This is a genomic window from Erythrobacter sp. S249, from assembly GCF_057364975.1.
Window position 1 is genome coordinate 1508953 of the sequence record NZ_CP200287.1, and the last position, 25098, is coordinate 1534050.

Consider the following 25098-nt stretch of genomic DNA (forward strand, 5'->3'; position numbering starts at 1 on the left):
AGTCTACCCGTGTGATTCCGCCAGGATCAGTGCCTGCGTCCTGTCCCACAGCTCGGCAATTCGCTCTGGCCGGACCAGCCCGCTGAGCTCCCGGCCGAATTCTACGCGTGAGCGCGCAGCGGCATGATCAATTATCGAGCCAATGCAGGCCTCATCATGGCTCAGCATGCGGCAACAGAAACGTGAGACGTGAATATTCTCAGGCCATGTCCGTGAGATCGCCTGAGCAAGAGACAGTGATTGGCCCGCCGCACTCACACTACCAAGTCGAACGGCAAGCTCCGGCACGGGATCTTGCCTCGCGCGCTCGTGCAGAGCGATCAGGCGCAGCGAATAGATAAAGCGCGCCGCAATTGGGCCGAGCCTCTCCATTCTCGCAGGTTCCGCAAGTGCCGCGATCCAATCGGTTACCCCCGCTTTAGAACCGGCGGATGGCATGTTGGAACGCGGTGTTTTCATAGAGACCTCGGCAATGCTGCATAGCGACTCGCTATAACCATGCACTACCTTTAATGCGAGTGCCTCGCAATAGCTATATACCAAGGAAGCTGAATCGTGCATGCGCGCCTCGCAAGCACAAAATTTTGATCCTGCACAATTCTGAGCTCCGTAACACCGGGCGTTAAAGTTCGGCCCTCTTGTAAAGTTCTCGGAAATTTGCGGTTAAGGTGCATGCCCCTATGATAGGAATTGATAACAAAACGGGATGAGTGCCAAGAATGAAACGTCTGATTACCCTCACAAAGATCGCCTCAGTAAGCGCAATCAGCATTGCGCTTGGAAGTCCTGCGCTTGCCGAGAAAGAGGTTGCACCACCGGCCAGCATTTTTGACATGAGCCAGTGGAAGATCACTCTCCCGACTGATGATAACGGAGACGAAAAGCCTGATGAAGTTGACGTCGCTGAGATAAAAGAGCTCTCGCATCCAGACTTCTTCTACTTGGACGACAATGGCGGCTTGGTTTTCGCCGCGCCCAACAAGGCCATCACCACGGCCAACACCAGCAACACACGCAGCGAATTACGGCAGATGATCCGCGGCACGAACACCCGCTACAAGACGCACGGGCCAGAAAACAATTTCGCGGTTGAAGCCCGCAAGGGATCGGACAAATTTGGCAGTGTCGGTGGGAAGCTAGAGGCGACCCTGAAGGTTGATCATGTTGCTGTAAATGCCGGTGACCCCACCACCAAAGCGGCATATTCCGCTGTCGTTGGACAAATCCATGCCGTGAAATATGACGATACGAGCAGCGGGTTTGGCTATGGCAACGAGCCCATCAAAATCTATTTCAAGAAGTTTCCGGGCCACGAATACGGATCTGTTTTCTGGAATTATGAACGCAATCTCGCGAAGGATGACCCCGATCGCAATGACATTTCCATCCCTGTCTGGGGCGAGCATTGGTCAAGCGATAAGGACCCTGGCGAGGCAGGCATCAAGCTGGGTGAGGAATTCAGCTACACTATCAATGTTCATCGCAACGCGATGTATGTGACGTTCGAAAATGAGCGGCACGGCAGCGTGACCCACGCACTCAGCTTGGTCCGAGGCGCCGACGAGAAAGACAATCCTCTATCCTATGGCGGCGACACTTTGTATTTTAAGGCCGGTGTCTACAATCAATGCAGCACCAAAACGGGCGGCGGCAATTGGTATGCTGGCTGCGCGGGAACCGGGGACTGGGAAACAGACAAGGCCAACGGTGACTACGCACAAGCGACGTTCTCGCGCATCGTCTTGAGCGACAGCACGCCCCCTCCAGCGAAGTCTAAAAAGGACAAACCTAAAGCGGAGTAGCCCGCGCTACTTCGGCCGGATGGCGAAATCGTGCTCAATGTAGAGGAAGATTTCGGTCTCACTCGACTGCTGCCAATAGAGATCGCCATCCAGTCCGTTGATCTCGACACCATATCCAGTGCCAAACATGCTGGCATAGCTGGTCGCCTCTTTGGCGATATGGCGGACGACATCGCTGCGATATTGCTCTGGATTGTCGATCGCAAGCCCGGTGGTGCCGACATCAATGAACGAACGGCCAGTGGCCGGAACGGCTTTCACAAATGCCGCGATCCGCTTCGCAGTGTCCCGCACATTGGCATCGGCCCCTTTGAGCGGGATACGCGCATAGATCTGAACCCGGCTTGTATCGGGGCGGTTGCCGCCAGTGACGGGCAAAGCGCGCATATTGGCCGCCGTGACCGGTTCAAGCGTATAGCGCCCGGCGACCAAGGTAATCCCTTGCTGCTGTGCGCGGTCCAAGGTCGCGGAGAGCATCGTGAACAATTCTTCGACCCGAACATCGGGATTGCGCGAGTCTGAGCTGACAAATAGCGGCGTCACGAAATAGTCTGCGCGGCGCGTAACCCCGATCGCGGATGGCCCGTCATTTCGGAAGTAAGCGTTGGCGGAAGAGCGATCTTGCCGCGAGCCTGTTACCACCACTGTATCCTGCGCAAGCACAGGCATTGGAACCGCAGTACTCAATACAGCAGCGGTCAAAATCAATCTTTTCATCAGTCCCTCCCATTTTCGACAAGCGAAACATGGGACTAGCAGACCGACTCTAGCCTGAACGAATCAAAAGCCCCGCTGAAGCACTTAAGCTCCAGCGGGGCCTTGTCTGTTAAGCTGCAAAAACAGCCAAACTGCTCGCGCTTATTCAGCGCCGCCTTCGTCCGAAGCAGGCGTCGGAGCCGCAGCGGCCATGGCCGCCTTCATGGCTTCTTCGCTCGACACTGGGTCGGCTTCTGGTTCAGCTTCCGCTGCACCGGCCGCAGCCAATGCTTCTTGTTGCTTCTTCCACTGAGCTTTCAGCGCCGCATCACGGCTTGATGCTGTTACCCGCATACGGTTCATGCCCGCACCGGTACCAGCTGGGATCAGGCGGCCCACGATGACGTTCTCTTTGAGACCGATCAGCGTGTCCTTCTTACCCTCAACCGAAGCCTGCGTGAGGACACGCGTGGTTTCCTGGAACGAAGCGGCAGAGATGAACGAACGCGTTTGCAGCGACGCCTTGGTGATCCCGAGCAGGATCGGCGTGCCGGTGGCAGGCTTCTTGCTCTTGGTCAGCTTGGAGTTGTACTCGTTCATTTCCTCAAGATCGACCTGTTCACCCGGCAACAGCGTGGTGTCCCCGCCATCTGTGATCTCAACCTTCTGCAGCATCTGACGAACGATCGTCTCGATGTGCTTGTCGTTGATCTTCACGCCCTGCAAACGGTAGACCTCTTGGATCTCATTGACGAGATATTCGGCCAGCGCCTCAACACCCATCACCTCAAGGATGTCATGCGGGTTAGGCGAACCAGAGATGAGCGTATCGCCCTTCTTCACGAAGTCGCCTTCCTGCACATCAATCACCTTGGTCTTGGGGATCAGATATTCGACTGCATCACCTTCTTCCGGCACGATCGCGATTTTACGCTTCGCTTTGTATTCGCGAACGAACTCGATCTTGCCTGAGATCTTGGCGATGACGGACATGTCCTTTGGCAGACGTGCCTCAAACAGTTCCGCCACACGCGGCAGACCGCCGGTGATGTCACGGGTCTTGGCAGCTTCGCGGCTGGCACGTGCGAGGATGTCGCCCGCCTCAACCGTCTGACCGTCTTCGACCGAAAGCGTGGTGCCCGGTGCCAGCATGTAACGCTGTGCCTCGGTTTCATCCGCATCGGTTTGGCCTTCGCCAAGAAGAGTCATGCGCGGACGCAGTTCCTCTTTCTTCTTGCGGCCAGTCGCGCGGTTCTCTGTCACAACACGCTGAGCGATACCGGTGGCATCATCAGTGCGCTCTTCCAGTGTCGTACCTTCGACAAGGTCTTGGTACTTCACAACGCCCGATTGCTCGGTGATAATTGGCAGGGTGAACGGGTCCCATTCAGCGAGGCGGTCACCCACCTTCACCTTTGCGCCGTTCTTGAACATCAGCACGGTACCGTAAGGCACCTTGTGCATTTCACGCTCGCGGCCCTCAGCATCGATCACGGCAATCTCGCCGTTACGAGCAAGCGAGAGGATCCGGCCCTTCTTGTCGGTGATTGTCGGCATGTCGCGAAGTTCGACCTTGCCGTCCGAAATCGCCTCAAGGTGCGAGGTTTCATTCAGCTGAGCCGCGCCGCCAATGTGGAAGGTCCGCATGGTCAGCTGCGTGCCCGGCTCACCGATCGATTGAGCCGCGATAACGCCGACGGCTTCACCAATATTCACCGGAGTACCGCGAGCGAGATCACGCCCGTAGCACTTGGCGCAAACGCCTTGCTCGGCTTCACAAACCAGCGGTGAGCGGATCTTGGCAGACTGAGTTTCAGCCGCTTCGATTTCCTTCACCATCGCTTCGTCGAGCAGAGTGCCAGACTTCACGATGACTTCGCCGGTTGCCGCGTTGACGATGTCTTCCGCCGTTGTCCGGCCAAGAATACGCTCGCCAAGCGATGCGATAACCGAACCACCTTGAACGATGGCGCGCATTTCCAGCGCCTGATCAGTCTTACAATCTTCCTGGACGATCACGCAGTCTTGCGACACGTCAACCAGACGGCGGGTCAGGTAACCTGAGTTTGCCGTCTTAAGCGCGGTATCGGCAAGGCCTTTACGCGCACCGTGGGTGGAGTTGAAGTATTCAAGGACGGTCAGGCCTTCCTTAAAGTTCGAGATAATCGGCGTCTCGATGATCTCGCCCGAAGGCTTAGCCATCAGACCGCGCATACCAGCCAGCTGCTTCATCTGAGCGGGTGAACCACGCGCACCAGAGTGAGCCATCATATAGATCGAGTTGATCTGAGCCTCGCGGCCATCCTTATCGATCGGCTGAGCCTTAATCTCGTCCATCATGGCGTCGGCCACTTGGTCACCGCAGCGGCTCCAAGCGTCGATGACCTTGTTGTACTTCTCTTGCTGAGTGATCAGGCCGTCCTGGTATTGCTGCTCATAGTCAGCGACCAGCGACTTGGTTTCCTCAATCATGCCTTCCTTGCTGTCAGGAATGATCATGTCGTCCTTACCAAAGCTGATGCCGGCCTTAAACGCGTGGCGGAAGCCCAGAACCATGATCGCATCGGCAAACAGGACAGTGTCCTTCTGACCCGTGTGGCGATAAACCTCATCGATCACATCGCCGATGTCTTTCTTGGTCAGCAGACGGTTGACGATGTCGAAGGGAACCTTGTGGTTCTTCGGCATGCACTCACCGATCAGCATCCGGCCAGGCGTGGTCACGAAACGCTTCAGCACGACCTTGCCCTTTTCATCAGCCTGCGGAACGCGGGCGATGATCTTGGTGTGGAGCGTGACAGACTTGGTTTCGAGCGCCTGGTGCACTTCGGCCATATCGGCAAAGCGCGGCAGCTTCTCGATCTTGGTGCCGTCTTTCTCTTCGATAAACTCCGGAGCGTGTTCTTGGCGCTCCATCGAGAGATAATAGAGGCCCAAGACCATGTCCTGCGAAGGCACGATGATCGGCTTACCGTTGGCGGGCGAGAGGATGTTGTTAGTCGACATCATCAGCACGCGCGCTTCCAGCTGCGCTTCGAGGCTCAGCGGCACGTGAACGGCCATTTGGTCGCCATCAAAGTCAGCGTTAAACGCCGAGCAGACCAGCGGGTGAAGCTGAATCGCTTTACCTTCGATCAGAACCGGCTCGAACGCTTGGATGCCAAGACGGTGAAGCGTAGGCGCACGGTTCAACAGAACCGGGTGCTCGCGGATCACTTCGTCGAGGATGTCCCAGACTTCCTTGCGCTCTTTCTCAACCCATTTCTTGGCTTGCTTCAGGGTCATTGACAGACCCTTCGCATCGAGGCGGGCGTAGATGAACGGCTTAAACAGCTCGAGCGCCATCTTCTTTGGAAGACCACACTGATGCAGTTTCAGCTCTGGACCGGTCACGATGACCGAACGGCCAGAGTAATCGACACGCTTACCGAGCAGGTTCTGACGGAAGCGACCTTGCTTACCCTTCAGCATGTCGCTGAGAGACTTGAGCGGACGCTTGTTCGCACCAGTGATGACGCGGCCGCGGCGGCCGTTGTCGAACAGTGCGTCGACGGCCTCTTGCAGCATACGCTTCTCGTTACGGACGATGATGTCCGGCGCGCGCAGCTCAATCAGACGCTTCAAACGGTTGTTCCGGTTGATCACGCGGCGATAGAGATCGTTGAGATCCGAGGTCGCGAAGCGGCCACCATCCAGCGGCACCAGCGGGCGCAGCTCTGGCGGGATCACAGGGATCACTTCGAGGATCATCCACTCAGGGCGGTTGCCTGAATCGATGAAGCTCTCAACAACCTTCAAACGCTTGATGATTTTCTTTGGCTTGAGCGTAGACTTCGTCGTCGCCAGCTCTTCCATCAGATCATCGCGCTCTTGCTCAAGATCGAGATCCATCAGCATGTGCTTGACCGCCTCAGCGCCGATATCGGCAGAGAACGCGTCTTCGCCGTATTCGTCCTGCGCTTCGAGCAGCTCGTCTTCAGTCAGCAGTTGGAATTTCTCAAGCGGGGTCAGGCCCGGCTCGATCACCACATAGCTTTCGAAATAGAGGATGCGCTCCAGCTGTTTCAGCTGAATGTCGAGCAGCAAGCCGATGCGCGATGGCAGCGACTTCAGGAACCAGATGTGCGCAACCGGCGCGGCCAGTTCAATGTGGCCCATCCGCTCACGGCGAACCTTAGTGACGGTAACTTCAACGCCGCACTTCTCGCAGACGACGCCTTTGTACTTCATGCGCTTGTACTTGCCGCACAGGCATTCGTAGTCCTTTACCGGACCGAAGATACGGGCACAGAACAGGCCGTCACGCTCAGGCTTGAACGTACGATAGTTGATCGTTTCCGGCTTTTTGATTTCGCCAAATGACCAGCTGCGAATGCGCTCTGGCGAGGCAATGCCAATCTGGATTTGGTCAAAAGTTTCCGGCTTGGCCAGCTGGTTGGTGAATTTGGTAAGTTCGTTCATTTTTCACATTCCCTTGCGGGTGAATCCTAGGAGCGGGGTTGGGAGGGCTGGATAGCCGCTCCCTTTATTCCGCTGCCTCCGGCCACTGATCATCATCGCCATCTTCGCCGTCAGACAAAGACTTAAGCTCAACGTTGAGACCCAGGCTGCGCATTTCCTTCACGAGAACGTTGAAGCTCTCCGGAATACCTGCCTCAAAGGTATCATCGCCCTTGACGATGGCTTCATAGACCTTGGTCCGGCCAACGACGTCATCCGACTTAACGGTGAGCATTTCCTGCAAGGTGTAGGCAGCGCCATATGCTTGCAGTGCCCAGACCTCCATCTCACCAAAGCGCTGTCCGCCGAACTGCGCTTTACCGCCCAGCGGCTGCTGAGTGACGAGCGAGTATGGACCGATTGAGCGAGCGTGGATCTTGTCATCGACCAAGTGGTGCAGTTTGAGCATGTAGATGATGCCCACGGTGACCTTACGGTCGAATGCTTCACCCGTGCGGCCATCAAACAGAACCGACTGACCAGAGCTGTCGATACCGGCCTTCACCAGCATGTCCGACACGTCCGGCTCACGTGCACCATCAAACACAGGGGTACCCATTGGCACGCCCGCGGCGAGGTTGCCCGCCAGATCAACGATCTGTTCGGTCGAACGGCTGTTGAGATCCTCGTGATACGCTTCGCCGTAGACATCCTTCAGACGGTCAAGCACGGCCTGTGGTGGTTTCGCCTTGGCATAATCTTGACGCGCATTCGGATTGGCCGCTTTCCAGTCTTCGAGTTTCTCAGCGATATCCATGCCGAGCCCGCGAGCCGCGAAGCCTAGGTGCGTTTCAAAGATCTGACCGACGTTCATACGCGATGGCACGCCCAGCGGGTTCAGCACCACGTCAACGGCGGTACCGTCTTCGAGGAATGGCATGTCTTCAACCGGCAGGATGCGAGAGATCACACCCTTGTTCCCGTGACGACCGGCCATCTTATCGCCCGGCTGAAGCTTGCGCTTCACGGCAACGAAGACCTTGACCATCTTGAGCACGCCCGGAGCGAGTTCATCACCGCGCTCCAGCTTCTCTTTACGGTCTTCGAACTTCGCATCGATCCCGCCAACGGCTTCGTCATATTGCGACTTAACCGCCTCAATTTGGGTCTGGCGCTTGTCCGCAGCAACAGCGAATTTGAACCATTCGTGACGCTCAATGCCCTCAAGCATGTCAGCGGTAATCTTGTCACCCTTCTTCACGCCCTTTGGACCTGCGGCGATGGTTTGACCCACCAGCATGTCACGCAGGCGGTTATACGTCGCCCGGTTCAAAATACCGCGTTCGTCAGCCGCGTCCTTGCGCAGACGCTCGATCTCTTCGTTCTGGATCGCCCGGGTACGGTCATCGATCTCGATGCCGTGACGGTTGAACACGCGAACTTCGACGACCGTGCCAGCAACACCCGGTGGCAAACGCAGCGAGGTGTCACGCACGTCACTAGCCTTCTCACCGAAGATAGCCCGCAAGAGCTTCTCTTCCGGTGTCATCGGGCTTTCGCCCTTTGGCGTGATCTTACCAGCCAGAATATCGCCTGGATGCACTTCTGCACCGATGTAGACGATGCCTGCCTCATCCAAGTTGCGCAGAGCCTCTTCGCCGACATTTGGAATGTCGCGCGTGATGTCCTCTGGGCCAAGCTTGGTGTCGCGGGCCATGACTTCAAACTCATCGATGTGGATCGATGTGAACACGTCATCTTTCACGATGCGCTCTGAAATCAGGATACTGTCTTCGTAGTTGTAGCCATTCCAAGGCATAAAGGCGACGAGGCTGTTCTTACCCAGCGCCAGCTCACCCAGATCGGTCGAAGGACCGTCGGCGATGATATCGCCTGGCTCAATCGTCTCACCAACCTTCACCAGCGGACGCTGGTTGATGCAGGTGTTCTGGTTTGAACGTTGGAATTTTTGCAGCGTGTAGATGTCAACCCCTGACTGGCCAGGCTCAACATCGCCGATCGCACGGATAACGATACGGGTCGCGTCGACTTGGTCGACAATCCCGCCGCGCTTGGCCGCAATCGCAGCGCCACTATCGCGCGCCACGGTTTCTTCCATGCCGGTGCCAACCCAAGGCGCTTCCGCCTTGACCAATGGCACAGCCTGGCGTTGCATGTTCGAGCCCATCAGCGCGCGGTTGGCGTCATCGTTTTCCAGGAATGGAATGAGCGATGCTGCGACCGAGACAAGCTGCTTAGGCGACACGTCCATGAGCGTGATCTGCTCATTCGGCGCCATCAGGTTGTCACCGCTCTGGCGCGCAGAGATCAGTTCTTCAACAAAAGAGCCATCTTCATTCAGCTCAGCCGATGCCTGGGCAACGGTGTGCTTCTGCTCTTCCATGGCGGAGAGATAAACCACATCGCCGGTAACCTTATTGCCTTCGACGCGGCGATACGGTGTTTCGATAAAGCCATATTTGTTGACCCGGCTGAACGAGGCCAGCGAGTTGATCAGGCCGATGTTCGGGCCTTCCGGCGTTTCAATCGGACAGATCCGGCCATAGTGGGTCGGGTGAACGTCACGCACTTCAAAGCCAGCGCGCTCACGCGTCAGACCGCCTGGACCAAGCGCCGATACGCGGCGTTTGTGCGTCACTTCAGACAGCGGGTTAGTTTGGTCCATGAACTGCGACAGCTGCGAAGAGCCGAAGAATTCACGCACCGCAGCAACAGCTGGCTTCGCGTTGATGAGATCGTTCGGCATGACAGTCGATACATCGACGCTGCTCATGCGTTCTTTGACCGCGCGCTCCATGCGCAGCAGACCGACGCGGTACTGGTTTTCCAGCAATTCGCCGACCGAACGGACACGGCGGTTGCCGAGGTTGTCGATATCATCGACCTCGCCCTTGCCGTCCTTCAGATCGACCAGTTCCTTGACCACAGCGAGGATGTCTTCCTTGCGCAGGGTCGTAACAGTGTCTTCGGCATCAAGCTCGAGACGCATGTTGAGCTTCACGCGGCCAACCGCGGAAAGGTCATAGCGCTCGCCATCGAAGAACAGGCCCTCGAACAGAGCTTCTGCGGTTTCCTTGGTAGGCGGCTCGCCCGGACGCATCACCTTATAGATGGCTTCCAGGCCTTCATCACGGTTTTCAGCCTTATCGACCTTCAGCGTGTTGCGGATCCACGGACCGGTGTTGATCTCGTCAATGTCGAGCAGCTCGAGGCTGTCGATGCCGGCATTGTCGAGAGTCTCGACATGCTCCAGCGTCAGCTCATCACCGGCTTCAACATAGATGCGGCCGGTCGCCTCATCGATCATGTCGCGCGCGGCATAGCGGCTGACAACTTCCTCGGTAGGAAGCAGCAGGTCCGTTAGGCCATCTTTCGCAGCCTTATTGGCGGCGCGCGGCGAAATCTTCTGGTTCGCGGCGAACACTTCTTCGCCGGTCTTCGCATCAACCAGTGGGAAGGCAGGCTTCTGGCCGCGCCATTGGTCAGCCACAAACGGCATCTTCCAGCCGTCTTTCGCACGCTCCCAAGTGACGGTGTCATAGAAGAAATGCAGGATTTCTTCGCTGTCTTGCCCCAGCGCATAAAGCAGCGCGGTGACAGGCAGCTTACGTTTACGGTCGATCCGGACGTTTACGATGTCTTTCGCGTCAAACTCAAAATCGAGCCACGAACCGCGGTATGGAATAACGCGGGCTGCGAACAGCAACTTGCCAGAGGAGTGCGTTTTACCGCGATCGTGATCGAACAGCACGCCAGGCGAGCGGTGCATTTGCGATACGATGACGCGTTCTGTGCCATTGATGATGAACGTGCCGTTCTCCGTCATCAGCGGCATGTCGCCCATGTAGACGTCTTGCTCTTTAATATCGAGAACGGAGCGGGTTTCCGTTTCTTGGTCGACTTCGAACACGATCAAACGCAGCGTGACCTTCATCGGCGCCGCGTAAGTGATGCCGCGCTGGCGGCACTCGGTTGTGTCATATTTTGGCGGCTCGAGTTCGTAGTGAACGAAATCAAGCTCGGCAGAGCCAGCAAAATCGCGGATTGGGAAAACCGAGCGCAGCGTCTTTTCAAGACCGGAAACATAGCCTGTTTCCTTGTCCGAGCGCAGGAACTGCTCGTAGCTTTCGCGCTGAACCTCAATGAGGTTCGGCATTTGCACGACTTCGTGAATGTCACCAAAGATCTTACGAATGCGTCGCTTGGCCGTGCCTTGCGCCGCGCCCTTGGATTTGATGGGCTTTGCCTTAGTAGCCATGGAGGTAAGTTGCCTCTTTATCTGTCGCCGGGAAGAAGCCCCGGTCGCTCAAAATTGATTTCTGCACCGCGCGAAATCAGCCTCATATCAGACGCGAAAAAGGCCGCACGCAAAGAGACCGTAAAAAGGATCGCTTTGCAGCAGCTCAATATAACGTCGCGAATATGAAACTCGCCGCTTCCATTCCTAAGCCCATTCCCGCGTATGAATCGGCTTTGCTCGAAGCGCGCGATTGGCGTGCATGTAGGAATTCGCAGGCTCCGAGTCAAACATCAGTTTCGCCGCGCCACGCCCTGCGCTCAACCGAGCCGGCTATGCGGCGGCCCGGAACACGCATAGGCCAACACCAACTGCGCGGTCGATACGCCCATTTGGTCTCTTACGTTCAGTCGTCACACCTCGTTATTCGATGCATCATATATTGTTTTTCAATATTATTGATTGACAATAAATCGACTCGCGCCTAGATCGGAATTATTGAATATCAATATGCACCATCAAGGAGATCGATATATGACAAACTTTGGCACCCAATCATTCGCCGCTTTTGCAGCGATCCTCATCGTCTTTTCGTCAATCGGCGCGGTCGTCACCGTTCCGCCAGCGCAGGCCAATGCAAACGGCCAAGTCCACTCAGCCATGCCTGAACTGGCTTGATCGAGCGTAGAAGGGAGTTTTTCAATGACAGACAAGCCAAACGACCTGTTGCTTCTGGCGGCCAAAGTCCTGACCATCTTGATGCAAATCGTGATCGGTTTTGCCGGAGTCTTTATCTTGTTCGCACTTCCATTGATGCTGATCTTTCAGGGGCATATAAATGCTGAGATCACAAAGGAATTCGGCAACGCGATCGGCGCGTTTCCTACGTGGCCGGCGGCCGTCATTATGTGCTTGGTCGCGGGCCTGATGGCTTTGAGCTTCTTGTTTTTCGGGAAACTGCGCGCAATCGTAGCAACTGTCAGTGAGGGCGACCCTTTTGCTCCAGAAAACGCGGATCGTCTTAATGTGATGGGTTGGCTGATGCTGGGCTGCCAATTGCTGATAATACCGATCAGTGGCTTGGCCTTGTTCATCGCAAAGTGGGCAGAACCGATGGAGAATTCAGACTTCACAGTCGATGCTGGCCTCGACATCGAGGGTGTTCTGCTTGTGATCATCCTCTTCATTCTCGCCCGTGTTTTCAAGCATGGCGCCGCGATGCGCGATGATCTGGAAGGGACCGTCTGATGCCAGCCGAAGAAGGAACCAATATCATGGTCAAACTCGACGATCTGCTGCACGACCGCCGCATGACCCTCACAGAGCTAGCGGAACGTGTAGGCCTGACCCTCGCCAACCTGTCGATCCTGAAGACCGGCAAAGCGAAAGCGATCCGCTTCTCAACGCTGGAGGCAATCTGCCGCGAACTCGAATGCCAACCGGGCGACCTGCTCTCATTCGAACCACAATAGCTTGACATTCGGGGCGCGTAGGCTAATTGCGCGCCTCGGCTGTTTCGGCAGCCATCCGTCCAAGACAGTTGGTGAAAGCAATTTGGCTTTCTTAATTTCCAGCCTAGACGGGGAAAAGAGATTTCAGGCCTCCCTATTTGGCGGCCCCTTTGATGCCTGATGGCATCCTCCTTCCCCATCAATGGACATTCGGTCTTGTCGGTTAGCGGCAAGGCCAATTGTGAGCCGGTCGTCTGGCATATGCTGGGCGATCATTAGTGAAGGAGCAAAAGCATGGATCGTTCGCAAAAAGCCGATGCGGTTGCCCAGCTCAATGCAGCTTTCCAAGATGTTGGCGTGGTGGTTGTCACCCGCAACCTCGGCCTAACGGTGGACCAGTCCACTGAACTGCGCGGAAAAATGCGTGAAGCCGGCGCTTCCTATAAGGTTGCGAAGAACCGTCTTGCTAAGCTCGCCCTGAAAGACACCGATTACACCGGGCTCGAAGAGTTTCTCTCCGGCCCGACTGCGCTGGCTTGGTCGGAAGACCCGGTTGCCGCGGCTAAAACAGCCGTCGAATTCGCAAAGTCGAACGACAAGCTGGAAATCGTCGGTGGATCGATGGGCACGCAGGTGCTCGACGAAGCTGGGGTCAAGGCACTCGCCTCGATGCCAAGCCTCGACGAGCTGCGCGGCAAACTTGTGGGTCTCGTCAACGCACCAGCAACCAAGGTTGCTCAGGTCGTCAACGCACCCGCCAACAAGCTTGCTCGTGTATTTGGTGCCTACGGCGCCAGCGAAGCTGCTTAAGAGACGCTCTTATTAGAGACGAAACATACTGGGGCCTTGGGATGAACCCATCCGCCCCGCCAAATTTTTGGAGTGAACATCATGGCTGATATTGCCAAGCTTGTTGAAGAACTTTCGAAGCTGACCGTCCTTGAGGCAGCTGAACTCGCAACCGCACTTGAAGAAGAGTGGGGCGTAAGCGCCGCTGCTGCTGTTGCTGTTGCTGGCCCTGCTGCTGGCGGCGACGCACCGGCTGCTGAAGAGAAAGACGAATTCGACGTCATTCTCACCGGCGACGGCGGCAAGAAAATCCAGGTTATCAAAGAAGTCCGCGCCATCACCGGCCTGGGCCTCACCGAAGCCAAGGGCCTTGTCGAAGGCGCACCGAAGCCGCTTAAAGAAGGCGTTGCTAAGGCTGAAGCTGAAGAAATCAAAGGCAAGATCGAAGCTGCTGGCGGTACCGTTGAACTTAAGTAACGGGCTCGCTCAAGTAATCTTGACCAGAGTTTTGTGGGTGTCTTGAAGCGCCCGCAGATAGGAGGGCGGTACCGCAAGGTGCCGCCCTTTTTGTTTGTCGGTAAGGTTTTGGCGCTATCCCTCCTCGCGGCGTAGACTTGAGGCAGGGTGCAAAACGGATGGCGAAGCTAGGCGATGATGTGTTCAAAATCAGCGAGCATGCCGCGCGTGCCCGGCTCTCGCGCATTATTCGCAACAGTGAGGCAGGTTGGCTCTTCTATTCACCCGGCGGAAGCGCATACCACTTACTAAGCGACGAAGCCGAATTGCTAACCAGGCGCGGTCTACGGAGACTTGAGAAGTGCTCTTGGCTTGCCAGCGAGCTCTCAAAACTGCCTGGAAAAGCCTTCAAACTCGCCTTTGTCATCCTAGGGATAGGCATAGTTCTCTCAGTCGCTGTCGGACGCGTCTGGATAGAGCCATATGGTGATTTTATAGCACGCTACATCTTTCCCAGCCTGATCCTGTTTTCCCTATTCTTCGCGCTCCTTAGGCCACTAATCGCACTGGCTTTGAGGTCGACCATAATGCTCGCCTGGCAAGCCCGTGAAGCCAGCAATCTGCGCAAGCAAGGAAGGGGCGGAGTGGCAGGGGTAACCGAGCAAAAGCACAACCGCTACAACCTATTCCGCATCCTCTTCTGCATGGCGCTCGCGGTACTGACGGTGCGTTTTGTCACGATGTGGTTTCACACACCGTCGCAGCTAACGGAACCAGGTTTCGTTCCGGAAATCATCTGTCTCGCGATTATGGCGATCAGCGGTGTGCCCGCACGGCTAATCGACATAACGCACATCCGCCGGAAATGGTTCGACTAAACGAACTATCCGCTCTGGGCTTATCGGAAGCCAGTCTTTTGGCACCTTAGCCTTTGCGCAAAATTGCTCCGCCAGCGAGCAAAACGAGGCCGAATCCGGCGCCCGCAGCAAGGGCGATTCCCATCGAGGAATCGTCATCATCGCCCTGCTCTGATGCACTATCCTTGGCCAGTGCATGAGCCGCCTCGCTACTGATTCCAGCCAATCAGACTCTAAAGTGCTGAACAGCCTGACAAACCGGGGTGTCGCGTGAAGGGCTGATCCAACACATGACCGAGCAATATCGGACCTGACAGTTGATTGTAGAAGTTGACTCGGTGTTGCGGCGAATGACGGGGTGTTACCGAAGGTGCCACCCCGCCAACCCGCTCCTTAGAGTCTCGGCCGCAGAGAGTCGCCCTTGAGCTCGATACGGTGAGACCGCTGGATCAACCGATCCATGATGGCATCCGCAAGATGAGCCGTTGCCAAGTAGTCGTGCCATTCAGAAGGCGCGAGTTGCCCGCAGATGATCGTCGAACCGAGATCAGTGCGCGCCTCGAGAAGTTCGAATAGATCTTCTTTGGATTGCTCCGAAATCGGCGCGATCCCGAAATCATCCAAGATTAGCACCGATGGACGGGCAAGTGCCTTTCGGATTCTCGAGATTGTGCCATCCAAATGACCCGTGCGCATAAGCTCAAGCATAGGGTTTGTTCTTACATATTTGACGGTGACGCTGTGCCTGATCAGCGCATGGCCAATCGCGCATGCGAGCCATGACTTACCTGTGCCCGATGCCCCAGTAAGCAATACGTTTTCTGTACGACGGGTCCAATCAGGCAGCAGGAGCGCTCGGACCTTTTGCTTGTCCAGTCCACGTTTGGAATCCCAATTGATATCTTCAGGTTGAGCCTCAAATCTGAATTTGGCCGCGCGCTTCAGGCGGGCAAGCGCAGCTTTTCGGTTCTCTTCCTCTTGGGCAATGCACATTTGGAAGATAAACTCTTCACGGGTTAAGTCATCTGCAGACCGATTTGCGATTTGATCTTGGAAAGCTCTGGCCATTCCGCCCTGGCGCAGCTCGATGAGCATCTCATACACGTTGTCTGAGGTCATGACTCACCTCCATCGCGAAAATCGCCTTGGAAATATCGACTTCCACGGAGATTGCGCTGCGGAGTGATCGAAATGAGTTCGTTCTCTTCCGAGAATGTTTGGCGCTCTCTGTTATTAAGCAGTAGGTTCTCAGCGTGCGCAAGATTGAGCGCCTCATTCCGGCGCGCCTGTTTGCAGGCTGCGATCAATCGATCGTTTCCGTAAATGCGGGCAAGCCTTCGTGTGCGCGACATCAACTTGCTGCGATCGCCCACTCGCCTCTCAATAGAGACTTCACTATCGACGATTGCTTCTACATCGGGATGAAGTGTCGACTTCCAATCATCGAAGTTTTGGCGAATGAAGGCTCTGTGACGGTCTGGCCGATGGCTGTCCACAGTAACAAACTCGTCGGCTGTGAAACTGCGGGGATGGATTGCGACCGGTTTCCCATCATGACGGATCTCAACGACCTTCGAAGATGCCCTAACACTAACCATCTTACCGATTAAGCGATGTGGGACTGAATAGTTGCACCTGTCATACGGAATATGGTGGTCCGCTGATACGCGACGGTCGACTGGAAGTTCGAGAAATTGCAGTCTGTCTTTTGGAAGCGGAATTAGTGCTGGCCTGTCTAGGCGCTGATATCGCTCCTCGCGTGTTTCACCTCCTCGCTTCATTGGTCGCGCATTGAGCTGCTCCACGACCGAAAACAGCGTGCTGTTAATCGCACGAAGATCCAAGAGTGGCATGGAATTGAGTCGCAGACGCAGAAGGCGCTGAACCAGTTTTACGCCAACTTCTACCGCTGCCTTGTCTTTAGGATGACGAACCCTCGCAGGCGTTACTCGAGTGCTGTAATAGTCCGCGAATGCCAGGAAAACTGGGTTTATGATGGGCTTGCCAGTGCGTGTTCTGCCGGTCACTGCAGCTTTGAGATTGTCTGGACAGATTGTCTCCGGCGCCCCACCGAAAAACTCAAGCGCCGCGATGTTCGCTTCGATGTGATCTGAGGTCGATTGACTGCGAGTGCAAATGGCAAATAGCTTGTGTGAGGCGGGAAGCACAGCGACGAACAGCTGAAACTTCTTCTGTACGCCGTCTTCTTCTCCAATCGGAGCATACCCAGCGAAATCAATTTGCATGGCGTAACCGGGCTGATGCACATGACGGAATACAAGCTCTTTGCTTTTCATGAACTCACGCATTTGAGCGCAGTAGGCCGAATAGCTGACTGCATTCTCTATTCCGACGTCGTCCATGTACCGCGCGTGCGTCTCTGCCCGATTGTAGCCCTTTTCGAGCAGTTTCTGATCTTGCTCTAAATTGGGAGGGATTTTTTGCGTGACCCGCTTGGATGGCAGCATCATCTTATGCAACTCGGTGTCTGACAATTGATCGAGCCTTGTCTGTGTAAGCCCTCTTTCCTCGGCTATCGCTTTCGCTCTTCGAACTGTGTTGTGCGAGCAGCCTCGCGCAGATGCGATCGCATTGCATGATGCATTACCAAGCAGCAGATGTTTCAAAATTCCTCTGTAGTCGACCATTGGTTTTCTCCGATGTCATTTGTGTCAGGCAGCCGCGCTCACCTCGGAAAGCACTGCTTTCCGCTTGACCGCAGCCAGTGTTTTGGGCAGACATGGAGTTGATGAGGACACCACGTCCGGAAGAGGCTCTCATTGCTAAGCAGTGTAGAGCCTTTTCTATTGCCCCAGACGGCTTTTGATTTACCCGCTTCGCCGGCTGCGGGCCTACGTTCCTACATTGGCGCCTCCTCATCTAAGGATCGAAGCCAATTGGCTACTTCGTGCGTGAATGCGAATGTACCGCGCCGATTGGGAAGAGAGAAAACTCGAACATCCAATTGCCCTCTGAGCTTCGCCTGCCTGAAGGCCGCTGAGTTGCGAAATCCGAGATTACGCCAGAGGCGTTCGCCTGAGAGCAAAGGACCATTCTCACGCAGCAGGGTCTGTTGGAGTTGCGCTGAAGTTTGATGTTTTGTCACGGGCAGTTAACCTCGTTGATAGTTAATAACGACTCGCTATCCACTCGCAGTTTCCTGTCGATCAGGAAATCCCGCGAAAGCGTTTCCATTTTCGCGGGTGTACTCAAATGTCTAGTATTAATGAGAAATCGATAGGGCGTCCGCGAAAGGGAGTTCGAGTTCGCGGAATGTGGTGGTTAGGTAACGTCCTGCATCAATCGCACGTTACCACACTGAAGGAATTGGATGATCTACTGAACGAGCAGCTACCTCAAACCGTGAAGTGGGGGGAATTTTTGGCCGGTCGACGTGATCCCAAGGATGAAAAGATAACGGCCGTCGAGAGGGTGTTGCCGGGCACCGCTAAATGCTGGCAGAGTCCACTATGGAGCATTCAACAAGGAAGTTGGCTAAACGAAGGTCAGATCCAGGATTTCATTGTCGAAAGAGGTTGGGATTCGATGCTGATCTGTTCCGGAAATCAGGACCGATCATCGCATCCATCCATTGATCCGCAAGTTGCGCATGAAATCAAAAAGGCTGCAACTTTTGACAGCCTCGAAGCACTGGCAGTGCTTGCAAATCTGGCTCGTGTGCTAGAGTCATCAGATCTGGCTGATAAGGTGGAGGAGCTTTACCATTCATGTCTTCCGGCGCTTTCAAAGATGCCTCAGACCATTAAGCATGCAGATGTATTTTTTACTGAAATGACAAAGATATTTCAGGAAAATGCTCTGTCATTGCGGGACCAGGCAAGCGCAGCAGTATCCGCTGTAAATCAAAAATCTAGACTGTCTGAAGCGCATTGTGACTCGCAGCCAGTTGAATATCATGCAGTCGGTGCGGCCGACGAGGCTGGCAGTCCTGAACTGAAACCAAAAAACAGCCAAGTAAGGCGTTTGCAGGACTGGCCTTGGATACGGATAATCAACGGCTCGATCGCTATCCTGATCCTGGCGATCGTTAGTATCGCTAATCCGGCGCTGTTGCTTTCGATAGTCGCCACAGTCCTCATCGCTACAGCCGTTGATACTCGCGTTGCGAACTATAAGGCCGTTTAGCGCCCTCCCTCGTTAGCTTTGTCCGCCGGACGAATGCGAAAATGAACCGTCCGAAGGGTTTCGTCCAGCGTATCGTACTCCAGATGATCGACGATTTTACGCTCGTCGTCAGCTTGACGCAGTCGGATGGTGCGATTGCCTTGCATCGTATGCAGATAGAGCGTCGCAAATGAAATTCCGTCAGCGCCATTTAAGGTCAGCGTTTGGAGCGCTCGGTCAATGGCATCGCCAAATTCCGGGATCGAGTATTTTCCGCCGAACGTAATCTTCATTGCACAGGCCATCCTTCGACTTGAAAGCCGGGCCGTAGTAACATCCGAGACTGAGTCCGAACGCGCTGCCGTCTTTAGGCAGGGCCTTGGACATGCACGACAGCGACCCGGCCAGTTGCACTGGCCAAGCCTCAGTCGTTCAGCGGAGTTACTACGCTCCGGGCCGCATTTTCTGCGGCGTTGTCCAAGCTATTGCATTGACACGCGGTTTTGTCATCCCTGTTCGATCGGCGGTCGATGCTGGCTCCCTTTGCGGGTGTCCATTAACTGTTTGCTCAATGATCCAATGCGCCAGCTAATGCCGATGCCCATCGAAGAGTCGTTGAGATGCAATTTGTGCCATGACGACAGCTGTCCGGTTAAGAAGCTGTGATTTCGCTAGATCGCTGAAATCGCGACTACTGCTTATGATCGGATCGGGAACTTCGGCTTGCTTATCCGTCAGAAAAGCTCGCATCAGGGCTAAATGCTCACGCAATTCTGTGGCAACAAGTGCCTTGCCAATTACAGCTTCTTTTTGCGTTTCTGAGGCGCTTTTGAGCTATTAATGACGAGCACTCCACCTTTGCGAACAGCGTGCTTGCGTATTTCAGTCCAACTACGACCGAAATGCTCGAAAGCTCTGCGGGCGACCGCGAGCGACTTATCGGAGTTGATCCTAATGGGTTATGCTTAAGCTTTGATCTAAATTTACGCAATGCTGCGAAAGGGGTAAGGCTGCTCCCATTAATCCAGCTCCCCTATTCTTAACCACGTCAACTTTGCGCCCCAAATTTGGACGTATATGGGATACTAAAGCAGTCCCAACAGCAGACACTAGCGGACTTGTCCGCTCACGGATCATGGCCTCGCTTCGAAGTCCTAACGCACCTTCTCGATATTAGCCGGACCGGGCTCGAGCAACCAACCGAAATTGCTATGAAGCGCTTCTTCGATCGGTTTACGCAGGCGCCGACCTTGAAACGCGCCTCTACGATACCTAGAACAAATGCAGAATATTTTCCCGGATGAAAGAGACCATGATCCAGCAGCCCAGCGCCCTTTCCCGCCGCTACATCGAGGCCCTCGTCGAGGAACTTGCCGTCGATGAAAAACGCTATGAGCAAGCCGAGACCAGCTACAAGTCGGTGGGCTCGTGGCTCAACCGGGACAGGTCCACATTGGCCGCCTTCGGCCCATCCGTTTACGTCCAGGGGTCCTTTGCGCTCGGAACCGTCATCAGGCCGCTGCATGCTGATGAAGAGTACGACATCGATGCTGTCTGCGAGCTGGTGAAGCTTGGCAAGAACGAAGTCACGCAGGCACAGTTGAAGGAAATGGTGCGGGTCGAGCTCGAACTCTATCGCCGATCACAAAGCATGACAAAGCCGCTCGAAGAGAGCCGGCGCTGTTGGACGCTTCGTTATGCCGATGGCGCGCAGTTCCACATGGATGTCGTTCCTGCGCTTCCCAACGCTGCCGATACGCGGCAGCTCCTGCTCGATGCCCAGCGCGACACCGCGCGCGCCGGGACGGCGATCGCGATCACCGACAACGAACACCGCACCTATCGCAGCTTCAGTCCCGATTGGCCGCGATCGAACCCGAAGGGCTACCTCGACTGGTTCCGCTCGCGAATGAGCGTTATCCTCAACGAACAGAAGGAAATTCTCGCCAAGCGGATGATCGACAGTGTCGACGATATTCCCGACTATCGCGTACGAACGCCACTGCAATCCTCGATCATGCTGCTTAAGCGGCACCGCGACATGATGTACGAAAAGGACGAGATCAATTGCGCGCCGATCTCGATCATCCTCACCACTCTGTCCGCGCACGCTTATAACGGCGAGCGCGATATCGCCGATGCTCTCTACAGCATCTTGAGAGATATGGACCAGTTCATCTTCCGCGACGATCGGCGTCGGGCAATCATTCCCAACCCGGCCGACCCGCTCGAGAATTTCGCCGATAAATGGGAGAAAAATCCCGAACGCGAAGAAGCATTCTATGAATGGCTCGAGCAAGCGCGCGCCGACTTCGCGGCGATCGCCAGCCAGAGCGACGTGAACGACATGAGCAAGCGCCTGTCCGACCACATGGGCACGGAGCTTGCGGAAACCGCTGCTTCGCGCGCGAGTGGCCGGTCCGGATCGCTCCTGCGGGGTGCCTCGAGCGCAGCGCCGTTGGCGGCAAGCTCCATACCGTCTTTCGCGAATACGCCAAGCGTACCGTCCAAGCCCAAAGGGTTTGCGTGAGCTGGTGGATGCTGCGCCCGGCAAGGGCGCTAAAGGAAAAAGCGGCTATTGGCGAGTTGGCACTCGCCAATGACTGGTTGAGCGAGGTGCATTGGTCGTTCGCTGGCGACCTCCGCCTCTCGGTATCGTTCACCATCCACTATGCGCAAACGAGCGCCATGCTGGTCATGGAATATCCCGCGTTCTTTCCTGACCTTCCGCCGCAGATCAAGCCTGCCTCGAAGCAGGTGCTGTCGGGTCATCAGTACGGTTCAGGAGGAGAGCTCTGCCTAGAATGGCGAACTGATAATTGGCATCCCGACATTACCGGGGCGATGATGATCGAAAGCGCCTTTCGTCTGCTCTCCGGTGAAGCACCGGTCGAAGGCGAGCAGCAGGCCGTTCCGGATGCGCATCACGTAAGCATCGGCCAGGAGGTGAAATCCAGCCACTTCCGCCTCGTTCTGCCTCCCGAGGTGAAGGCGAAACTCGATACGACCTCGCCGGGGGCTATCCATCCTCTCCATATCGCCGAACACAAGCGGGCGGGCTGCTGGATTGCCCAAGTCGAGCGGATAGGCGCCAAAGACGCCGCTGTCCTTTCAGCAAACCTCCCGGCTGACTGGGCTCGCCGCACGGGAAGCTGTATCCGACTTCCAGACGGCGCTTCCATTCCGTCCAACTTGTCCGAGCTGATCGATGCCGTTCGGACCGTCGACGGCGACGAAAACCTTATCACTGACATCGAGGCAGGCAGCAACGAACACCCCGTCTTGTTGAATAACGGAGCGAAGATCGAAATGCGCACGGCGGCTTCATGGTCTGGCGAGCGCAAAGTAATCTCCTACAAGACGATAGCCGCGCCTCCGTTCCAGCAACGTCTGACAGACCATAAGTCGCTCGCTTCTGCCAAGGTCGGGATCGTTGGCTGCGGATCGGTCGGATCGAAGGTCGCGATTTCTCTTGCTCGCACGGGTGCGGCCAATTTCGTGCTCGTCGATGGAGACCTGTTCTTCGATGAAAATCTGGTGCGCAATGGACTAGATTGCAGAGCATCCGGACTTCACAAAACCAACGCGCTCGAGGCTGCAATCACAGAAGTGAATCCAGGCGCAGTGGTCGCGAAATGTAATGTAGGCCTTGGTGCGCAAACAAGTTCGACCTTTATGGAGACGGCAATCGCCGCGCTTGAGGTCTGCGACACACTGATCGATGCCACCGGCGATGCCGCCGGCTTCAACATCCTTGGTGGTATTGCGCAAAGATCGAAGACGCCCATGCTTTTCGCGGAAGTCTATGGCGGCGGTATCGGAGGCCTCATTTGCAGGTTGCGACCGGAACATGAGCCGACACCTCATGCTGCGCGCGACCAGATCGAGGCCTGGTGCAAGACGAAAGGCGTAGCGGCGCCCATGCCAAACGAGACCAGCTATGCGTCAAACGATGAGGAAGGCGCGCCGCTGATTGCCGACGATAGCGCGGTGAGCGCGATCGCTGCGCATCTGACGGCCATGGCGGTGGACGTGCTTGAAAACCCCGATGACAGCCGCTTTCCGTTCCCTGCCTATATGGTTGGTTTGGCCGAAGGGTGGATTTTTTCCTCCCCCTTCGAGACATTCCCGATCGAGCTGCACAGCGAAGGGGCCTGGGGCCCGACCAAAGACGACGGCGGCAAGGATGCGGTTACGTCTTTCGTCGAGGATATCGTCTCAGATATGACGAACCATCGAGGCGAGGCGAAGTGAAGCTCAGGATCGGCTCGGACCTCTATCGCAAACTAGCGCGCGCTTTGCAGGCATCGGGAGAGAACGAGACCGGCGGTGTGTTGATGGGCGAACAGCTCGCTCCGGGTGATTTCCGACTTGTCGACCTGACGGTCGCTATGCGAACCGGTGGCCCTGCCCACTTTGAAAGGTCTGCGGAAGAGCACGGAAACATGCTCGAAGGCTTTTTCGACGAGACCGGTTCGGACTTCAACCGCTTCAACTATCTTGGCGAGTGGCACTCGCACCCTCGCGACCTGCCGCTGCCAAGCGGCAAGGACATCATCTCCATGCGCGAGCTGCTCGAAGAGGATCCGCATATCCCTTTTGCGGTCCTGATTATCTGTCGCATGATCGAGGATCGTTTGGCGCTGAGCGCAACGTTGTTCCAACCCGGCCTGCCGCACGAAGAGGTTGAGTTGATCGATGACACACGCGGCAAAAGACATTTCGAAGGTCAGAATGATGGCAAAAACGACAATCCCGAATAAGGTACAGAACGCGCTCTGGGCGAAAGCTGGCGGGCGATGTCAGTATCGCGGCTGCAACGAACTGCTCGTGGGCGATCTTATGTCGGGCAAACGAGGTGGCACCTATGGGTTTCTAGCCCATATCATCGCTGACGTTGGCGATAAGCTAAAAAGCAAGGCGCCCCGCTACGATCCCGTTCGTTCGCCGAAACTGGCCAAGGACATCCGAAATTTGATGATCCTTTGCCACAAGCATCACAAACTCATTGATGTCGAAGAGGTGGATGCGCATCCGGAAGAAATCCTCCTTAAAATGAAGGAGGAGCACGAAAAGCGTATCGAGCTAATTACCGGCATCGGTGCCGATCGTGCCTCGCATGTCCTGCGTTTCGGAGCCTCGATCGGGACACATCCGGTATTGATGGATACCAGCGCCATCTTCGCTGCAATGCCGCCGGATCGGCATCCGGCCGAGCACACCACGATTGACCTACAGATGAGAAACCAAGCCATCCAGGACAACGAGGATGGTTTTTACGAGACAGAAAGGGCAAATCTCGAACGGCTGTTTGCGCAGCGCGTAACCGAGCGCGTAGAAGCCGAGGATATAAAGCATCTTAGCGTCTTCGCTCTCGCACCCCAGCCCCTTTTGTTCGAACTCGGCCGGTTATTGAATGAAATCATGCATATGACGGTCCATCAGTATCATCGCGACCCGAAAGGCTGGTCCTGGGCACGTGACGCCGATCCGCTGGAGTTTGAACTTCACGAACCGCAGATCGCCGGTGATGGGCCAATAGCTCTCAAACTTGCCGTTAGCGCGAAGATCGATGACGAGAGGCTTCACTCTGCCTTGAGCAACAAGACCGCACAAATCTGGACCGTGACTGTTCCTGACCCGCACAACGATATCGTTCGCCGACCCGAGGACGTGGCTAACTTCGCGAGGACTATGCGCCGCGCCTATGCGGCAATACAAGAGGCTCACGGCGTCGATGCAATCGTCAATGTCTTCCCTGCGGTCCCTGTGTCTCTGGCGGTCGAAGCAGGACGTGTATGGATGCCCAAGGTAAACCCTGCACTGCGGCTATTCGATCAGGTACGGGAACGCGGGTTCATCGAGGCATTCACGTTTGGTTGTCAATGAGGCGCGGACCCACAAGTCTGAAACTGGGTGGTTAGCGGAATGACCGCATTTTGATGAACTCTGCCGAAAGCAGACTGTCAGCTAGCGGCCCTGGTTGAGCCATCATTCAATGACTGAAACTGGGGGTGAAAGCGGGCCTTCCTTTCGCTGGATATAGTCTTGAAGGCTACGGGCATTCATGCCAACTTCAAGCGCAAATGAAAAAGATCATTGCTTGTTGTATCGCTGACCGAGAACCTATTCATGTTCAGTAAGGCAATATGGATGCTGGTAAAGCTGCAGTTCGCCAGAAACCTCGAGGCGAGAGCCAGCATCAATCCCCGAAGCAAGGGCAC

General features: G+C 55.7%; 20 protein-coding genes. 12 read left to right on the forward strand and 8 right to left on the reverse strand.

The annotated features are described in order from the left end of the window. Positions 1 to 3: 3 nt before the first annotated feature. The gene (locus tag AC0V6V_RS07100) at positions 4 to 459 is read right to left on the reverse strand and encodes a DNA-directed RNA polymerase subunit beta' (RefSeq protein ID WP_486164732.1); all 456 of its coding nucleotides are present in this window, start codon (positions 457 to 459) and stop codon (positions 4 to 6) included. A gap of 260 nt (positions 460 to 719) precedes the next feature. On the opposite strand from AC0V6V_RS07100, the gene AC0V6V_RS07105 reads away from it, so the two are divergent. Continuing rightward, positions 720 to 1802 (forward strand): polysaccharide lyase family 7 protein, encoded by a 1083-nt coding sequence (locus AC0V6V_RS07105; RefSeq protein ID WP_486164733.1) that lies wholly within the window; start codon positions 720 to 722, stop codon positions 1800 to 1802. A 6-nt stretch (positions 1803 to 1808) separates the two neighbouring features. On the opposite strand, the gene AC0V6V_RS07110 is transcribed toward AC0V6V_RS07105, so the two are convergent. The 3 genes from AC0V6V_RS07110 to rpoB all read right to left on the reverse strand — a co-directional run bounded on the left by AC0V6V_RS07110 (position 1809) and on the right by rpoB (position 11217). Continuing rightward, positions 1809 to 2519 carry a hypothetical protein gene (locus tag AC0V6V_RS07110; RefSeq protein WP_486164734.1) on the reverse strand — a complete coding sequence of 237 codons (711 nt, stop codon included), beginning with the start codon at positions 2517 to 2519 and terminating at the stop codon, positions 1809 to 1811. A gap of 141 nt (positions 2520 to 2660) precedes the next feature. After that, positions 2661 to 6959 (reverse strand): DNA-directed RNA polymerase subunit beta', encoded by a 4299-nt coding sequence (gene rpoC, locus AC0V6V_RS07115; RefSeq protein ID WP_486164735.1) that lies wholly within the window; start codon positions 6957 to 6959, stop codon positions 2661 to 2663. A gap of 64 nt (positions 6960 to 7023) precedes the next feature. After that, positions 7024 to 11217, reverse strand: coding sequence for a DNA-directed RNA polymerase subunit beta (gene rpoB / locus AC0V6V_RS07120; RefSeq protein ID WP_486164736.1), 4194 nt, complete (start codon positions 11215 to 11217; stop codon positions 7024 to 7026). A gap of 513 nt (positions 11218 to 11730) precedes the next feature. On the opposite strand from rpoB, the gene AC0V6V_RS07125 reads away from it, so the two are divergent. The 6 genes from AC0V6V_RS07125 to AC0V6V_RS07150 all read left to right on the forward strand — a co-directional run bounded on the left by AC0V6V_RS07125 (position 11731) and on the right by AC0V6V_RS07150 (position 14770). Next, positions 11731 to 11874, forward strand: a complete 144-nt coding sequence (locus tag AC0V6V_RS07125; RefSeq protein ID WP_486164737.1) for a hypothetical protein — start codon at positions 11731 to 11733, stop codon at positions 11872 to 11874. 24 nt (positions 11875 to 11898) lie between these two features. Next, on the forward strand, positions 11899 to 12444 hold the full coding sequence (locus tag AC0V6V_RS07130; RefSeq protein ID WP_486164738.1) for a DUF2975 domain-containing protein: 546 nt from the start codon (positions 11899 to 11901) through the stop codon (positions 12442 to 12444). After that, entirely contained in the window at positions 12444 to 12668 is a 225-nt protein-coding gene (locus AC0V6V_RS07135) for a helix-turn-helix domain-containing protein (RefSeq protein ID WP_472643519.1), read from the forward strand. The genes AC0V6V_RS07130 and AC0V6V_RS07135 overlap by 1 nt, the downstream gene beginning before the upstream one ends. A gap of 273 nt (positions 12669 to 12941) precedes the next feature. After that, entirely contained in the window at positions 12942 to 13457 is a 516-nt protein-coding gene (rplJ, locus tag AC0V6V_RS07140) for a 50S ribosomal protein L10 (RefSeq protein WP_472643520.1), read from the forward strand. 81 nt (positions 13458 to 13538) lie between these two features. Continuing rightward, positions 13539 to 13913, forward strand: a complete 375-nt coding sequence (gene rplL, locus AC0V6V_RS07145; RefSeq protein ID WP_486138038.1) for a 50S ribosomal protein L7/L12 — start codon at positions 13539 to 13541, stop codon at positions 13911 to 13913. A 179-nt stretch (positions 13914 to 14092) separates the two neighbouring features. After that, positions 14093 to 14770, forward strand: coding sequence for a hypothetical protein (locus AC0V6V_RS07150; protein ID WP_486164739.1), 678 nt, complete (start codon positions 14093 to 14095; stop codon positions 14768 to 14770). A 46-nt stretch (positions 14771 to 14816) separates the two neighbouring features. On the opposite strand, the gene AC0V6V_RS07155 is transcribed toward AC0V6V_RS07150, so the two are convergent. The 3 genes from AC0V6V_RS07155 to istA form a co-directional block, all read right to left on the reverse strand. Then, entirely contained in the window at positions 14817 to 14975 is a 159-nt protein-coding gene (locus AC0V6V_RS07155; RefSeq protein WP_486164740.1) for a hypothetical protein, read from the reverse strand. A gap of 167 nt (positions 14976 to 15142) precedes the next feature. Continuing rightward, positions 15143 to 15868, reverse strand: a complete 726-nt coding sequence (gene istB, locus AC0V6V_RS07160) for an IS21-like element helper ATPase IstB (protein WP_486164741.1) — start codon at positions 15866 to 15868, stop codon at positions 15143 to 15145. Next, the gene (gene istA, locus AC0V6V_RS07165; protein WP_486164742.1) at positions 15865 to 17397 is read right to left on the reverse strand and encodes an IS21 family transposase; all 1533 of its coding nucleotides are present in this window, start codon (positions 17395 to 17397) and stop codon (positions 15865 to 15867) included. Before istA ends, istB begins: the two co-directional genes overlap by 4 nt. Before the next feature lie 679 nt (positions 17398 to 18076). Between istA and AC0V6V_RS07170 the strand changes: the two genes are divergently transcribed. After that, complete coding sequence (locus AC0V6V_RS07170) at positions 18077 to 18895, forward strand: hypothetical protein (RefSeq protein WP_486164743.1); 819 nt, start codon at positions 18077 to 18079, stop codon at positions 18893 to 18895. Here AC0V6V_RS07170 and AC0V6V_RS07175 read toward each other — a convergent pair. Next, complete coding sequence (locus AC0V6V_RS07175; protein WP_486164744.1) at positions 18892 to 19167, reverse strand: hypothetical protein; 276 nt, start codon at positions 19165 to 19167, stop codon at positions 18892 to 18894. The genes AC0V6V_RS07170 and AC0V6V_RS07175 overlap by 4 nt on opposite strands. A 1019-nt stretch (positions 19168 to 20186) precedes the next feature. Here AC0V6V_RS07175 and AC0V6V_RS07180 point away from each other — a divergent pair. The 4 genes from AC0V6V_RS07180 to AC0V6V_RS07195 are packed head-to-tail and all read left to right on the forward strand — an operon-like array spanning position 20187 to position 24763. Further along, complete coding sequence (locus AC0V6V_RS07180; protein ID WP_486166265.1) at positions 20187 to 21404, forward strand: nucleotidyltransferase domain-containing protein; 1218 nt, start codon at positions 20187 to 20189, stop codon at positions 21402 to 21404. 56 nt (positions 21405 to 21460) lie between these two features. After that, positions 21461 to 23128 (forward strand): ThiF family adenylyltransferase, encoded by a 1668-nt coding sequence (locus AC0V6V_RS07185; protein ID WP_486166266.1) that lies wholly within the window; start codon positions 21461 to 21463, stop codon positions 23126 to 23128. Next, positions 23125 to 23637, forward strand: coding sequence for a Mov34/MPN/PAD-1 family protein (locus AC0V6V_RS07190; protein ID WP_486164747.1), 513 nt, complete (start codon positions 23125 to 23127; stop codon positions 23635 to 23637). The genes AC0V6V_RS07185 and AC0V6V_RS07190 overlap by 4 nt, the downstream gene beginning before the upstream one ends. Continuing rightward, positions 23573 to 24763 (forward strand): SAVED domain-containing protein, encoded by a 1191-nt coding sequence (locus AC0V6V_RS07195; protein WP_486166267.1) that lies wholly within the window; start codon positions 23573 to 23575, stop codon positions 24761 to 24763. Before AC0V6V_RS07190 ends, AC0V6V_RS07195 begins: the two co-directional genes overlap by 65 nt. The last annotated feature ends 335 nt before the right edge of the window (positions 24764 to 25098 follow it).

Excerpts from the sequence above, each read along its gene's own strand:
- AC0V6V_RS07100 (WP_486164732.1), bottom strand. The coding sequence starts at position 459 with ATGAAAACACCGCGTTCCAACATGCCATCCGCCGGTTCTAAAGCGGGG.
- AC0V6V_RS07105 (WP_486164733.1), top strand. The coding sequence starts at position 720 with ATGAAACGTCTGATTACCCTCACAAAGATCGCCTCAGTAAGCGCAATC.
- AC0V6V_RS07110 (WP_486164734.1), bottom strand. The coding sequence starts at position 2,519 with ATGAAAAGATTGATTTTGACCGCTGCTGTATTGAGTACTGCGGTTCCA.
- rpoC (WP_486164735.1), bottom strand. The coding sequence starts at position 6,959 with ATGAACGAACTTACCAAATTCACCAACCAGCTGGCCAAGCCGGAAACT.
- rpoB (WP_486164736.1), bottom strand. The coding sequence starts at position 11,217 with ATGGCTACTAAGGCAAAGCCCATCAAATCCAAGGGCGCGGCGCAAGGC.
- AC0V6V_RS07125 (WP_486164737.1), top strand. The coding sequence starts at position 11,731 with ATGACAAACTTTGGCACCCAATCATTCGCCGCTTTTGCAGCGATCCTC.
- AC0V6V_RS07130 (WP_486164738.1), top strand. The coding sequence starts at position 11,899 with ATGACAGACAAGCCAAACGACCTGTTGCTTCTGGCGGCCAAAGTCCTG.
- AC0V6V_RS07135 (WP_472643519.1), top strand. The coding sequence starts at position 12,444 with ATGCCAGCCGAAGAAGGAACCAATATCATGGTCAAACTCGACGATCTG.
- rplJ (WP_472643520.1), top strand. The coding sequence starts at position 12,942 with ATGGATCGTTCGCAAAAAGCCGATGCGGTTGCCCAGCTCAATGCAGCT.
- rplL (WP_486138038.1), top strand. The coding sequence starts at position 13,539 with ATGGCTGATATTGCCAAGCTTGTTGAAGAACTTTCGAAGCTGACCGTC.
- istB (WP_486164741.1), bottom strand. The coding sequence starts at position 15,868 with ATGACCTCAGACAACGTGTATGAGATGCTCATCGAGCTGCGCCAGGGC.
- istA (WP_486164742.1), bottom strand. The coding sequence starts at position 17,397 with ATGGTCGACTACAGAGGAATTTTGAAACATCTGCTGCTTGGTAATGCA.
- AC0V6V_RS07175 (WP_486164744.1), bottom strand. The coding sequence starts at position 19,167 with ATGAAGATTACGTTCGGCGGAAAATACTCGATCCCGGAATTTGGCGAT.
- AC0V6V_RS07180 (WP_486166265.1), top strand. The coding sequence starts at position 20,187 with ATGATCCAGCAGCCCAGCGCCCTTTCCCGCCGCTACATCGAGGCCCTC.
- AC0V6V_RS07195 (WP_486166267.1), top strand. The coding sequence starts at position 23,573 with ATGACACACGCGGCAAAAGACATTTCGAAGGTCAGAATGATGGCAAAA.